Origin of the sequence: Vibrio artabrorum, assembly GCF_024347295.1 — a bacterium.
GTDB lineage: Bacteria > Pseudomonadota > Gammaproteobacteria > Enterobacterales > Vibrionaceae > Vibrio > Vibrio artabrorum.
This window is the reverse complement of sequence record NZ_AP025458.1, coordinates 2,940,560-2,953,615: the sequence shown is the minus strand read 5'-3', so window position 1 is coordinate 2,953,615 and position 13,056 is coordinate 2,940,560. Positions and strand designations below refer to the sequence as shown.

Sequence of the window (13,056 nt, the reverse complement as noted above, 5' to 3'; positions counted from 1 at the left end):
TGGGTTTTAATAGATGTATTACTCCAGATCAGAGATTGATGAGGAACCGAATGGCAAACCAAGCGTATCAAATGGCTTTAGTCACACAAGATAGTTTAGATAGCTATATCCGTTCAGCGAACAGCTACCCAATGCTGACACCTGAAGAGGAGCGTGAACTTGCAGAGCGATTACATTACAAAGGTGAGATAGATGCAGCGAAAGGCTTGATCCTTTCCCACTTGCGATTTGTGGTACACGTTGCAAGAGGCTACTCTGGTTACGGGTTACCAATGGCTGATCTTGTCCAAGAAGGTAACATCGGCTTGATGAAGGCTGTTAAGCGCTTCAATCCAGAAGTTGGTGTTCGTCTGGTCTCGTTTGCTGTTCACTGGATCAAAGCTGAAATCCATGAATACGTTCTACGTAACTGGCGTATCGTTAAAATTGCGACCACTAAAGCACAGCGTAAACTGTTCTTTAACCTTCGTAAGTCTAAAAAGCGTTTGGGTTGGTTCAACAACGGTGAAGTTGAGACGGTGGCTCGTGAACTGGGTGTTGAGCCTTCAGAAGTTCGTGAGATGGAATCCCGCTTAGCAGCACAAGATGCGACGTTTGAAGCGCCTATGGACGATGACGATGGCGGCTCTGCTTACACGGCACCAGTTTACTACCTAGAAGATAAAGCATCAGACGTTGCTGAAACGGTTGAAGCGGCTAACTGGGAGTCACACACCAATAATCGTCTAGGGTTGGCATTAGCAAGCTTAGATGAGCGTAGCCAACACATTGTTCGCTCACGTTGGTTAGACGATAACAAAGCAACGCTGCAAGACTTAGCGGATACTTACAGTATTTCAGCAGAGCGTGTTCGTCAGTTAGAAAAAAATGCGATGAAGAAGTTGAAACAAGCCGTTGGCGATTTCTAATCGTAGCTAGTAAATCGCTGAGATTTGAAAAGGCCGAGATCGAGAGATCTCGGCTTTTTTATTGGGGATCGATGTCACCGTCTTTTTGATCGAGGTTTTCAAAAAAAATGTGGATAACTCTGTGAGAAGTTTATTCGTCAGCTGTCTAAAAGCAGGGTGTAATAAGGCTTTGTGAGGGTTTGTGCTGTGGGGATAGTTTTCATAACACACACAGTTAGATCAGGATCATTACTACATGTTGTGGATCTGTTTTTCAAAAAACACTTTATCAACGCAATCCACAGATTTATCCACAAATGCTGTAAAAGTGATCGCTAGTGGATAACCTTATTAAGTGGATGTGATTGTTCGCCTTGGGATAGGTTACAATGACAGCAAAGTCAATCAGCATAAAAGAGAAAGTTATGGACCAGTTTAAACATATTGACGTAAAAGGCGCACAAGCCCTCATTGAACAAGCCGAAGCGAGACTTGTCGATATACGTGATCCGCAGTCTTTTGCCGTCGCTCACTCAAAAACAGCCTATCACCTGACGAATGATACAATGGTGTCGTTCATGAATGAGGTTGAGTTTGAACAGCCTATTTTGGTGATGTGTTACCACGGCATTAGTAGCCAAGGTGCAGCTCAATATTTAGTGAATCAAGGCTTTGAAGAGGTATACAGTGTTGATGGTGGTTTTGAAGCTTGGCAGCGCGCTGAACTTCCAGTCGTTGCTGGCTTATAACTTTTATCATCGTCATCGCTTCAAGCATTTCTCATAGTATGATTAGGAAGTAACAATGATTAGACTGATGGTGTTAGACAACCCTCGTCTGGCTCAAGCATTTATTGACTATATGGCCTCGCGTCAGATCCCTATTCAGATGTCTCCAGAGGGAGAAGGGCGTTTTGCTCTTTGGCTTCTTGATAGTCAATTTCAGGTTGAAACCGAAGCTGAGCGGAATCGTTTTCTAGCTGAACCCAACCATAAGCGCTATCAAGCGGCGTCTTGGGATATGGCCGAGACCAGAAAGAGTAACTTTCATTACCACACGCCAAGCTTCATGGGTATGATCAAAGCCAAAGCGGGGCCGGTGACACTGAGCCTGATGTTGGTGTGTATGGTCATTTTTGTGCTGCAACAGATCGGTTTTGGCCAAGCTATTTTCAATGCCCTGCATTTCCCAGCGTTTGATGGACAGCAATGGCAGCTGTGGCGTTGGCTGAGTCATGCCGTTCTCCACTTCTCCGTTATGCACATCGCATTTAATATTTTGTGGTGGTGGCAGTTAGGTGGGGACATTGAGAAGAAACTAGGCAGCCTCAAATTACTTCAGATCTTTGCTGTCTCTTCTGCGCTCTCAGGTGCTGGGCAGTATTGGGTTGAAGGGGCGAACTTCGGTGGTTTGTCTGGTGTTGTGTATGCCTTGGTTGGTTATTTATGGGTTGTTGGTGCGAAGGCACCACAACTTGGTTTAGGTATCCCGAGACAGATTGTCGGCTTTATGTTGGTGTGGTTGGTACTTGGCTATATGCTGCCATTTATGGCTATCGCAAATACCGCCCATTTAGCAGGTTTGGCTGCAGGTTTGATTATTGGGTTAATTGATTCAATGAAGGCGCCCAGTTCGACCAGGCACTAGCGTATACTCAAAAATGCGCTAATGATAGATGTAAAAAAAACGGCTTGATGGCCGTTTTTTATTTGAATACTGAGTTAATATCACTGGTAGAGATACTTGGTAAATAATAAATCCGCGATGAGTGTTTTTCCTGTCTCAGGAAGTAGAATCTCATTGAGGTGTGCAACCAATATTTTTCTCAAATCTTCACGACCGGACAGAGATTTAATCGTTTCTTCGTTTTGTTTGCCGAGTAACTCAATGACAGCATCACGGATCAATGGTTGATGATACTCAATGGTCGCTAAGTCTTTGCTATCGGCAACCATGATATCGAGGCGCACTTGAATGTAGCCCAGCTTTTTCCCTTTAGTATGGAAATTGGTGGTCAGGTCTGGCTCTAGCGTGAAGTAGGCGAGCTTAGAGGTTGGCTCTTCTTTTGCAAAACACGATGCAGGAAAGAGCAAGCTCATCGCAAGAAATATTTGGGCGACATAACGTTTGTGCATATTTATGACTTTTCTTTAGTTTATTCGCGATACTCGAAACGCATTAGTCTTGTTACAATGAGCAGTCTAAATCCCAATACATTGATAGTTCGAAGAGCGCTTTAATTTTTCGAAAGTTAGTTCCTTATTATACGTGTAAAGTCACCTATTGAATACCAGTATGAATCAGCCAATATCGCTGTATCTTAATTCGTTAATGAATGTAGATTGGCAAAGTACAGAAACATTTGATTTTCCAAATGAAATGACTAAAGAGTGGCTTATGGAACAAGGCTCTCTTTCCCGTAAATTGGGCAAGTGTTGTGAACATCTATCTGTTGAGTTACTTCACAATCAAGTTGTAGAACGCTCGATACTGCAGCGAGATGAAGAGTATCTTTTATCATCATATGATTGCTTATTACGTAAAGTTATTTTGAAAGGTGATGATGTTCAGTGGGTGTTAGGCCGAACCTTAATTCCCCGAATCACGTTAGAAGATCAACATTCCGATCTTTCCCAACAGGGCAATGTTCCGCTTGGGCTGACGGTGTTCAGCGCTGAGAACGTGGAGCGGGATGCGCTGCAAGTCGGTTGGGCTCTTGTGGGTGATGTGCGACTGCTCGCACGTCGCTCTCGATTATGGATGAATCATAAGCCGATGCTTGTGGCTGAACTGTTTTTACCTGCATCCCCTATTTACTCTAAGGAGAATGTGTAAATGCTTGCCGTCAAAGCGAAAGCGTACTGGCAATTAACGCGAATGAATCGCCCGATTGGTACCTTGTTACTCCTATGGCCGACTCTGTGGTCGCTGATTATTGCTGCGCAAGGCATACCTGACAGGGATGTTTTGGTTGTTTTCGTTATCGGTGTGGTACTGATGCGCTCGGCGGGTTGTGTGATCAATGATTTTGCTGATCGTAAAGTGGATGGTCATGTAAAACGTACTAAGCAGCGCCCACTGCCTTCAGGTTTGGTTTCCAGTAAGGAGGCTATTGTACTTTTTTTAGTGTTAGCTATGGTTTCATTTTTCTTGGTACTCACCATGAATCCTCTGACGATTAAGCTTTCCTTTATCGGGGTAGGTTTAGCTTTTATTTACCCTTTCATGAAGCGTTTTACTCATCTTCCACAGTTGTTTCTTGGATTGGCTTTTAGCTGGGCAATACCAATGGCTTGGGCTGCCCAAACCAATGATTTACCAAGTTTTGTTTGGTTTATTTTCACAATTAATGCATTGTGGACGATTGCTTACGATACGCAATACGCGATGGTCGACCGAGATGATGACCTGAAGATTGGTATTAAATCGACGGCGATTTTATTTGGTCGCTTTGATAAGTTGAGCATTGGTTTCTTGCAGCTAGTGACGTTGGTGATGTTGATGGTACTGGGAGTACACTATCAACTGGGTGATGTTTTCTACTGGGCGTTATTGATTGTTGGTAGCTTGTTCGTTTATCAACAACACTTGATGCGTCATCGAGATCGTGACTTATGTTTCCAAGCTTTTCTAAATAATAACTATGTCGGTATGGTTGTGACTGCGGGTTTGTTCATTTCCTTTTGGTAAGTTCTCCTCTTCGTATCAGTGAACGTTAAAGAAAAGGCACCCATCGGTGCCTTTTTTGAACGTCCAGCTTTGCTATTAAAGAGAATCCTCGCCGAGAGATTACTCTACTTGGTGGATACTTTCTTGAATGGTTAAACGTACTTCTGGGTAAAGCAGTGAATAGAGAAGTTGAGCAAAGAGCTGAGTCTTTTCTAAATCGCAATTTCCATCATTATCTAGGTATTGCTGTTGCTTAAGCGTTGCGAACATCGATGCAAATACGCCTTTGTCGAAGAACTCCGGTGCATTGATACCTTGTAAACGACCAAGGCGTTGTGCGATGTCTTGGCTCTTCTGTTCAAGGTCAGACTTATCCAGCTCTGGATTCTCTGCCAATAGGTTGAGAGCAATAGAGTAGCGCTGTAGCGTTTCTGAAATCGTACGACCCAATAGCATCAGGGCTTGGCTGTTTGATTGGTTGATCGTCACTTCGTTATCGGAAACCACAAGCATGCCTTGGTTAACCAGCTCTTCAATGATGTTCGACACTACGTTTTCAAGCTTGTCTTCGTCGTAGCTTAGGAACAGCTCTTTCTTTAAGAACGGGTAGATAGCAGCAACGTTCTCTTGAATTGCGTCAATCGATAAACCGCGCTGACGAATAGTCATCTGTGCAATTAATGAGGGTAGAGCAAATAAGTGAATGATGTTATTACGGTAGTAGGTCATCAAAATAGATTGATGGCGGTCAAGCGAAATGATGTCGCCCATTGAATCTGATTCAATCAAGAACTTGTTCAGTGATTCTGCGTGTTTGACTAGATCTTCTGCGCTGTCTTTTGGCACGGTAAACGTATCTGAGTAAGGTACGTTCTTTAGTAAAGATAGGTAGCAGTTGATTTGAGAAACCAAAGAGTCACGAGACAATGCACGCTGTCTTGAAGCCAATAGCGCAGTTGCACAAAGTGTCAGAGCATTGGTCGCGGCGGCATCATTAATGTGCGTCATCATCTTAGTCGCTAAGTCGTTGACCACTGGATTCATCCACTGCGGTTTGCTGGTACCCATTGGATCAATATCTTTCGTCCACTCTGGCGCATGTTCGTTTAGGTATTGGTTAAGCTGAATTGGTTCACCGAAGTTGACATAGCCTTTACCGAAGTTACGCAGTTTACGTAGAGTACGAATCACTAAGCTGGCATTTTCTTTTTCTTTACGCTTACCACGAAGCTCTTTCGCGTAAGTGGCCACTTCCATTACGTGTTCGTAACCGATATAGACAGGAACGAGTGTTACTGGACGATTCATTCCGCGTAACATTGCCTGAATGGTCATCGCGAGCATGCCTGTCTTCGCTTGCAGTAGACGACCAGTACGAGAACGTCCCCCTTCACTGAAGTACTCGACTGAGTAACCTTTAGCAAAAAGTTCTGCGAGATATTCACGGAAAATGGTTGAATAAAGCTTGTTGCCTTTGAAGCTACGACGAATAAAGAACGCACCACCATGACGGAAGATAGGACCGGCAGGGAAGAAGTTCAGGTTGATACCCGCAGCGATGTGCGGAGGCACCATGCCTTCGTGATAAAGTACATAAGAAAGCAGTAGGTAATCCATATGGCTGCGGTGACAAGGTACATAAACGATCTCATGGCCATCTTGAGCCAACTTGCGAACCGTTGAAGCGTTGTTAATATGCAAGCCTTGATACAATTTATTCCACAACCAACCAAGAATCTTCTCACCACGTTTGATCAGTGAGTAAGAGAAGTTTGCCGCGATCTCGTCCATGATATCTTGAGCTTCTTTGCTCGCTTTCTCGATCGAGATGTTCTTTGCTTGTGCTTCGTCTTCAATCGCTTTCTTGATCGCTTCTGATTTTAACAGGCGGTTGAAAAGGGCTTGGCGGCTTGGCAGGTTAGGTCCTGACGCAGCAAGTTTTTGGCGAGAGAAGTGAATACGTGCAACGCGCGCCAGCTTGTGCGCAATGGTGCTGTGAGTACCATGAGAGTTCGCCATGTAACGTAAAGAAACAACAGGGCTGAAACGAACCAAGCAATCACGACCCGCGAGTAATACCGCTTTAGATTTCTCTAAGCCATTCATGGCTTGTAAGTAAGGTCTTTGGTTACTCTCTTTGCCTGGTTTACGCCCCCATAATACAGTCGCAGGGATAACTTGAACATCGAGCTCTGAGTCTTCTGCGTGCAGCGAAAGCAGCTCCGAGAAGAGATCAATTGAAGAGCTTGGTACATAATCATCATCTTGAAGCAGAGTTTTTCGAGAAGAGATAAAAACGTAGCGTTGCAGTGATTTTCCGTTGATTTCAAGTTTACTCAAAGGGTCTGGTAAACTTAATTCAAGCGCATGTTTTTGCAATGTAAGAATATCTACACTTGAGCGAAACGGTAAGGCGTATACAATCGGTTTGCTCAAATCAATGTTCAAATCCTCAACTGGATTCGAGGGGATTGATGTACCCTTTACCAATATGGATAAAGGTAGTTTCATTAATGAACGTGAAAAAGATTGTCCAGAAGACATATAGGTTCACTGCCTCAATAGTTATTTCAATGTGCTTAAGCGTATCTCTATTTCTGATCTGAAATGAAAAGGATAAAACCTATTGGTGAAATAGGGATAAGCCTAGGCGTAAATTTAATCGATGCAAGAATACCAGAAACTGGTCTAACCTTTTAATGGAAATAGCCATATTGCCGTTAAGTTTGTGGAAAAACATGCATCGACTAATCAAGTATAGGGTCAACAATGACTAAAAAATCAAACACTGGATTTAAACGTATAGTGAAAGCTGCAGGCTTTTCATGGCAAGGTATCAAGAGTTCGTTTAAAAGCGAGGCTGCATTTCGACAAGAAGTGTTTATGGCTGCCGTACTTATTCCGTTAGCATTTTACTTAGACGTTAGCCAAATTGAACGCATCTTAATGATCTCGGTTGTGGTATTAGTTATGGTTGTCGAATTAATCAATACCGCGATTGAAGCGGTCGTTGATCGAATTGGTAGTGAATATCATGAGCTATCTGGAATGGCGAAAGATGTCGGTTCTGCAGCCGTCTTTATGTGTTTAGCGCTAGCGGGTTATGTTTGGTTTGAGATTTTATTTCTGTAATTGATTAAAAATGAACTAAAAACAACCAATTGCTTTGCTTTTGTCCAGTTACTGGATATACTCACAGTTAACTGTATAAAAAGACAGGTGAATCATGAAGCCATTAACGCCTCGCCAGCAACAAGTCTTTGATCTTATCAAAAGTAAAATTGAAGATTCCGGTATGCCACCGACACGTGCAGAAATCGCGCGTGAACTAGGCTTCCGTTCTGCAAATGCTGCAGAAGAACATTTAAAAGCTCTTGCTCGTAAAGAAGCGATTGAGATTATCCCGGGCGCATCTCGTGGTATTCGTATTTTGCTTGAAGATGCAGCAAATGAAGAACAAGGTTTACCATTAATCGGTCAGGTTGCCGCTGGTGAGCCTATTCTTGCTCAAGAGCATGTAGAAATGCATTACCAAGTTGATCCCGGCATGTTTAAACCACAGGCTGACTTCTTACTTCGCGTCAATGGCGAAAGTATGAAAGACATCGGTATTATGGATGGTGATCTACTGGCTGTTCATAAAACACAAGATGTGCGCGATGGTCAGGTTGTTGTGGCTCGTGTTGATGATGATGTAACGGTAAAACGCCTAGAACGTAAGGGTTCTACCGTTCTGTTACATGCTGAAAATGAAGCGTTTTCTCCAATCCAAGTTGATCTAGAATCTCAGCATTTGGCTATTGAAGGACTTGCTGTTGGTATTATTCGTAACACCGACTGGATGTAATCATTACAAGCAGATTATTGATATCCATTCTCAATAATCAGGCATTGCTATTGATAATCATCTTCTTTGTCGAGAGACAAGGAAGATGATTATGCCACCTCTAACTAAGCCTTAAATGAAGGCGTTTGTTCGTAAACATTGCTCTTCTTAGCCAAGCTCTGCACATCAAAAGTTTCAAGTGCCGACGAATCTTGCGCCACAATAAGGTCCACGGGCTTGCCTATTACTATCCAGGGGCGCTTACCGATTTGTTACGTCTGAATCACCAAAAAATCGAGCAAATAAGTTGATATCTCGATAGTTACGGCCATCAGCGGACGTAAGTGGCGGATTTTGTGTGCTTGGGTCTTTATCTGATCCTTGCAGGTTACAGTGCTGTCCCCAAATAGAAGTACCTTGTTGCCAAAGGTTCATATATTGATCACAATCTACTTCATTCATCCCATCATCCCAAGTGATAGCTTGAACATAATAAGGTATGTTATTGGGTGTCATATCGTTGAAGCCATCATGTGAATAACCAAAGGTATGAGTTAATTCATGCAGTAACAAAGAAGCACTATGGTGTAGCGTTGATATGTCAGACATACCTGTCAGGCTAAGATACACATTAGGCTGGCCAACTGCACCATAAGCGTTCCCACCCGTAACCGAACCATAAGCCGAGAATGTGTAAGTATTATTATTCACTTCCCATTTCGCCGTCATATCATTCACTACATCTTTAAATGCTTGATAATTGACGGGCTTAATTTTAGCGTCACCAATACCGCTCGCAAACGCACTTTGCTCCATCTTTTCTAAGCCTGCATTATTGAAGCGATTCTCAAACTCTTGCGTATTAATGACAAAAGCAATCTGACCTAACATGCGTTGCACATTTAGTTTAGCCTGAGGCGTCCATGGTGAAGGGTTGGCGAGAACTCTCCCCATCGCAGGAGGAACTGGAGTCACCTTGAAGTTAAATTTCACATTGGTAAACATAGGTTCGGCAAGGCTCGCAACGTATTTTGCCTGCTGTTTGTGGTGTTGAGTCACGTAGACTGCATCATCATGAAGCAGATGAAATTTATTCTCTAAGATAGAAACATCGCTAGTTTGAACATTGCTGGGATTGGGATTGGGATTGGGATTGGTATTGGATTGATTCGGATCCGGCTGGGTATTGTTCGGGTTTACATTGGGTTTATTCGGATTCGGCTGATTTGGATTCGGCTGAACATTGTTTGGATTGGCATTAGGTTTGTCGTGTTGACATCCACTAAGCAATAGCACAGACAGGGCCATTAACGGTAAACCGGTTTGTTTTAGTTTCATATCTAGACTTTACTCTCAGAAAGTCTATGTATTATGGCCCTCAGCCATATGAAACGCAACACGCTGTCCGCTAAGTCGCGGGATACACATATCGTCAGGTGAATGAAAACCTAAGCACTCTCGCTTCACTTCCATTATCGGTCGTGATGATAGTGCTGTGTTCGTGACTCGGCTGCGAAATAGACTTCTCGCCATAAGTAAACTTTTGCAACATAGAGAAAGACCACCCACTAGGTTAAACTATCGCCTCCAATCTAAGAGGTGATCGTGAAGCTATTTAATACCCAAACTATTTTTAAAACGCTATCCAATCAGGCGATGCACAAAAAAGTGCTGTTGCTCGCGATCCCGATGGTTCTCTCTAATATTACTGTTCCACTGCTGGGCTTAGTCGATGCTGCGGTTATCGGTCACTTAGAGCACTCTTGGTATTTAGGGGGGGTGGCACTCGGTGGCACCATGATCAGTGTGACTTTTTGGTTGCTTGGTTTCCTGCGTATGTCGACAACCGGGCTAGCCGCACAATCTTATGGCGCGAATGATGGCAAGCAGCTTGGCTTAGTTTTTGTGCAAGGCGTGACCATGGCTTTAGGGTTTGCTGGTGTCTTTTTGCTTTTACACAGTTTAGTCGCCGATTTCGTTTTCTCATTGAGTAGCGCCAGTGATCAAGTTAAGCACTATGGTCAGCAATATTTCTCAATCCGCGCTTGGAGTGCACCTGCCGCGCTGACTAATTTTGTCATTTTAGGTTGGTTACTCGGGACTCAAAATGCCAAAGCGCCAATGTGGATGGTGATCATCACCAATATCACCAATATCGTTCTGGACATCGTTTTTGTTATTGGCTTGGGGTGGCAAGTGGAAGGTGCAGCAGTGGCATCTGTGATGGCTGATTATGCCGGTCTAACATTTGGCTTGATTTGTGTTTACCGAATCTGGGCGAAGAAACAGTTACCATCGCCATGGGATCTACTTAAGAAAACTCGCCAAGGTTTGAGTCGCTTCGTAAAACTGAATCGCGATATCTTTCTTCGTTCATTGTGCCTACAAGCGACGTTCACTTTCATGACCTTCCAAGGTGCAAGCTTTGGCGATGATGTTGTTGCGGCCAATGCAGTGTTAATGAGTTTCTTGATGATCATCTCTTATGGGATGGATGGTTTTGCCTATGCCATGGAAGCGATGGTCGGTAAGGCAATTGGTGCGAAAGATAAAGAAGAACTGAACCAGTCATTGATTGGTACTTTTTTCTGGAGCTTCAATATTTGTTTGGTTCTGACCATAGCGTTCGCCATTGCTGGCTCTAGTTTAATTAATATGATCACCACAATTCCAGATGTTAAGAGTCAGGCTGAGGTGTATCTGCCATGGTTGATTGCGATGCCATTGGTGTCTATGTGGTGCTTCTTGTTGGATGGTATTTTTGTTGGGGCCACCAAGGGCAAGGATATGCGCAATAGTATGTTTGTTGCGACCTGCAGTTTCTTCGCGATTTTCTATTTAGCATCCGGTTTAGAGAACCATGCACTATGGCTAGCGATGTTGAGCTTTATGGCAATGCGTGGCATTGGTCTTGGCGTTTTGTTTGTTTCTCAGTGGAAGAGGGGGAAGTTTCTCGCTTAGCTCTGGGGGCTCTGTTTTCGGAAGAATAAATGAGGTTGTACAGGTAAAAGGTTATTTAGAACATCATGATCTAATTACTATCAATGTTCTACTATTCAATATCTTAAATAAAAACAGCAAGCGCATGGCTTGCTGTTTATGCATTTGGCCTATGGGTGGTCAAATACTCCTATTGACTCTTCATCTAGAATAAACGGTTAAGTCCGTTGAGGGCTGCAACACGATAAGCTTCCGCCATCGTTGGGTAGTTAAAGGTCGTATTCACAAAGTACTCGATGGTATTTGCTTCGCCTTTCTGTTCCATAATCGCTTGTCCGATATGGATGATCTCAGCAGCACGCTCACCAAACACGTGGATACCTAAAATCTCTTTGGTTTCACGATGGAACAGAATCTTCAAGCTACCAATGTCTTTACCCGCAATTTGAGCGCGAGCTAGGTGCTTGAATGAAGAACGCCCTACTTCATACGGCACTTTAGCTGCCGTCAGCTCTTGTTCTGTTTTACCCACGGAGCTGATTTCAGGAATGGTGTAGATGCCGGTTGGAATGTCTTCGATAAGGGGGCGTTCAGCTTCACTTTTCACTATCGCCTGAGCCACAAAACGACCTTGGTCATAAGCAGCACTTGCTAGGCTAGGGTAGCCAATCACATCACCGACAGCGTAAACATGGTCAACATTGGTTTGGTAGTTGGTGTTGATTGATACTTGTCCACGAGAGTCCGCTTCTAAGCCAACCGCACCTAGGTTCAGTTTATCGGTGTTACCCGTTCGGCCATTAGCATACAGAAGGCAATCGGCACGCATTTTTTTGCCTGACTCTAGATGAATGATCACACCATCGTCTGTTCCTTCAATTTTCTCAAAGGTTTCATCGTTGCGAATCACGACACCGCTGTTCCAGAAGTGATAAGAAAGTGCATCTGAGGTTTCATTGTCTAGGAATGACAACAGGCGGTCACGAGTATTGATCAGATCGGTTTTTACGCCCAAACCGCGGAAAATCGACGCGTATTCACAACCAATAACGCCAGCACCATAGATGATGATGTGTTGAGGGTCGTGTTTAAGAGAAAGAATCGAGTCACTGTCGTAGATACGTTCATGCAGGAAGTCGACGTTATCCGGTTGGTAAGGGCGAGAGCCTGTCGCGATAACAAATTTGTCTGCACTATACTGTTCTTCAGTGCCATCGCTTTGCATTACCGAGACAGTGTTGGTATCGATAAAACGTGCAGTACCAAATATCAGCGTGCACTGATTACGGTCGTAGAAGCCTTGGCGCAGTCGCGTTTGTTTATCGATAACCGATTTCGCGTGGCCCAAAATGTTGGAAAACGTTGAGTGAATGCTTTTGTTGTTCTGACAAAACAGTGGGTTGCTGTTGAATTCGATTATACGACTGACGGCATGACGCAGTGCTTTTGAAGGAATCGTTCCCCAGTGAGTACAACCACCACCCACGCTGCTCTCTTTTTCAATGATGGCAACGTTCACCCCGGCTTTGGTTAATCCCATCGCTGCCCCTTCTCCTCCGGGGCCACTACCAATTACGATCACATCAAAGTGGTTGGAGTGCGGCATAGATATCTTCCTTGTTATGTTTGATTAACATTGCTGTAGCGAGATTTTAACTGATTCTGTTCTTGGGTACATGAAAAGGGCATCAGAGAGTCGGTGGGATCACGCCATAGTATAGAAAAAAGGTCATT

12 protein-coding genes are annotated in these 13,056 nt (G+C 43.8%); 8 read left to right on the top strand and 4 right to left on the bottom strand.

The window, feature by feature from the left end; all coding sequences use genetic code 11:
• Positions 1-50: 50 nt before the first annotated feature.
• From rpoH to glpG, 3 genes are all read left to right on the top strand, one after another.
• Entirely contained in the window at positions 51-908 is an 858-nt protein-coding gene (gene rpoH, locus OCU36_RS13365; RefSeq protein ID WP_123302226.1) for an RNA polymerase sigma factor RpoH, read from the top strand.
• Between the two features lie 404 nt (positions 909-1,312).
• Positions 1,313-1,636 (top strand): thiosulfate sulfurtransferase GlpE, encoded by a 324-nt coding sequence (gene glpE, locus OCU36_RS13360; protein WP_261838376.1) that lies wholly within the window; start codon positions 1,313-1,315, stop codon positions 1,634-1,636.
• 55 nt (positions 1,637-1,691) lie between these two features.
• A complete protein-coding gene (glpG, locus tag OCU36_RS13355) occupies positions 1,692-2,534 on the top strand; it encodes a rhomboid family intramembrane serine protease GlpG (RefSeq protein WP_261838375.1) in 843 nt (280 codons plus the stop codon).
• Positions 2,535-2,614: 80 nt separating this feature from the next.
• Here glpG and OCU36_RS13350 read toward each other — a convergent pair whose 3' ends face one another.
• Positions 2,615-3,022 carry a flagellar basal body-associated protein FliL gene (locus OCU36_RS13350; RefSeq protein WP_261838374.1) on the bottom strand — a complete coding sequence of 136 codons (408 nt, stop codon included), beginning with the start codon at positions 3,020-3,022 and terminating at the stop codon, positions 2,615-2,617.
• A 160-nt stretch (positions 3,023-3,182) separates the two neighbouring features.
• Between OCU36_RS13350 and OCU36_RS13345 the strand changes: the two genes are divergently transcribed.
• Positions 3,183-3,722 carry a chorismate lyase gene (locus tag OCU36_RS13345; RefSeq protein WP_261838373.1) on the top strand — a complete coding sequence of 180 codons (540 nt, stop codon included), beginning with the start codon at positions 3,183-3,185 and terminating at the stop codon, positions 3,720-3,722.
• Entirely contained in the window at positions 3,723-4,577 is an 855-nt protein-coding gene (gene ubiA, locus OCU36_RS13340) for a 4-hydroxybenzoate octaprenyltransferase (RefSeq protein ID WP_261838372.1), read from the top strand.
• Between the two features lie 99 nt (positions 4,578-4,676).
• Here ubiA and plsB read toward each other — a convergent pair whose 3' ends face one another.
• The gene (gene plsB / locus OCU36_RS13335; RefSeq protein WP_261838371.1) at positions 4,677-7,100 is read right to left on the bottom strand and encodes a glycerol-3-phosphate 1-O-acyltransferase PlsB; all 2,424 of its coding nucleotides are present in this window, start codon (positions 7,098-7,100) and stop codon (positions 4,677-4,679) included.
• Between the two features lie 225 nt (positions 7,101-7,325).
• On the opposite strand from plsB, the gene OCU36_RS13330 reads away from it, so the two are divergent.
• Positions 7,326-7,688, top strand: a complete 363-nt coding sequence (locus OCU36_RS13330) for a diacylglycerol kinase (RefSeq protein ID WP_261838370.1) — start codon at positions 7,326-7,328, stop codon at positions 7,686-7,688.
• A gap of 94 nt (positions 7,689-7,782) precedes the next feature.
• Entirely contained in the window at positions 7,783-8,403 is a 621-nt protein-coding gene (gene lexA, locus OCU36_RS13325; protein ID WP_261838369.1) for a transcriptional repressor LexA, read from the top strand.
• Between the two features lie 240 nt (positions 8,404-8,643).
• On the opposite strand, the gene OCU36_RS13320 is transcribed toward lexA, so the two are convergent.
• Positions 8,644-9,720 (bottom strand): hypothetical protein, encoded by a 1,077-nt coding sequence (locus OCU36_RS13320; RefSeq protein ID WP_261838368.1) that lies wholly within the window; start codon positions 9,718-9,720, stop codon positions 8,644-8,646.
• Between the two features lie 267 nt (positions 9,721-9,987).
• Here OCU36_RS13320 and dinF point away from each other — a divergent pair, with 267 nt between their 5' ends.
• Entirely contained in the window at positions 9,988-11,343 is a 1,356-nt protein-coding gene (dinF, locus tag OCU36_RS13315; protein ID WP_261838367.1) for an MATE family efflux transporter DinF, read from the top strand.
• A gap of 184 nt (positions 11,344-11,527) precedes the next feature.
• Here the strand turns inward: dinF and sthA are convergent, their stop codons facing one another.
• Positions 11,528-12,928, bottom strand: a complete 1,401-nt coding sequence (gene sthA / locus OCU36_RS13310; RefSeq protein ID WP_261838366.1) for a Si-specific NAD(P)(+) transhydrogenase — start codon at positions 12,926-12,928, stop codon at positions 11,528-11,530.
• Positions 12,929-13,056 lie beyond the last annotated feature (128 nt).

Coding starts and splice junctions, on each gene's coding strand:
- glpG (WP_261838375.1), top strand. CDS start 1,692: ATGATTAGACTGATGGTGTTAGACAACCCTCGTCTGGCTCAAGCATTT.
- lexA (WP_261838369.1), top strand. CDS start 7,783: ATGAAGCCATTAACGCCTCGCCAGCAACAAGTCTTTGATCTTATCAAA.
- OCU36_RS13345 (WP_261838373.1), top strand. CDS start 3,183: ATGAATCAGCCAATATCGCTGTATCTTAATTCGTTAATGAATGTAGAT.
- glpE (WP_261838376.1), top strand. CDS start 1,313: ATGGACCAGTTTAAACATATTGACGTAAAAGGCGCACAAGCCCTCATT.
- plsB (WP_261838371.1), bottom strand. CDS start 7,100: ATGTCTTCTGGACAATCTTTTTCACGTTCATTAATGAAACTACCTTTA.
- ubiA (WP_261838372.1), top strand. CDS start 3,723: ATGCTTGCCGTCAAAGCGAAAGCGTACTGGCAATTAACGCGAATGAAT.
- OCU36_RS13330 (WP_261838370.1), top strand. CDS start 7,326: ATGACTAAAAAATCAAACACTGGATTTAAACGTATAGTGAAAGCTGCA.
- rpoH (WP_123302226.1), top strand. CDS start 51: ATGGCAAACCAAGCGTATCAAATGGCTTTAGTCACACAAGATAGTTTA.
- sthA (WP_261838366.1), bottom strand. CDS start 12,928: ATGCCGCACTCCAACCACTTTGATGTGATCGTAATTGGTAGTGGCCCC.
- OCU36_RS13320 (WP_261838368.1), bottom strand. CDS start 9,720: ATGAAACTAAAACAAACCGGTTTACCGTTAATGGCCCTGTCTGTGCTA.
- OCU36_RS13350 (WP_261838374.1), bottom strand. CDS start 3,022: ATGCACAAACGTTATGTCGCCCAAATATTTCTTGCGATGAGCTTGCTC.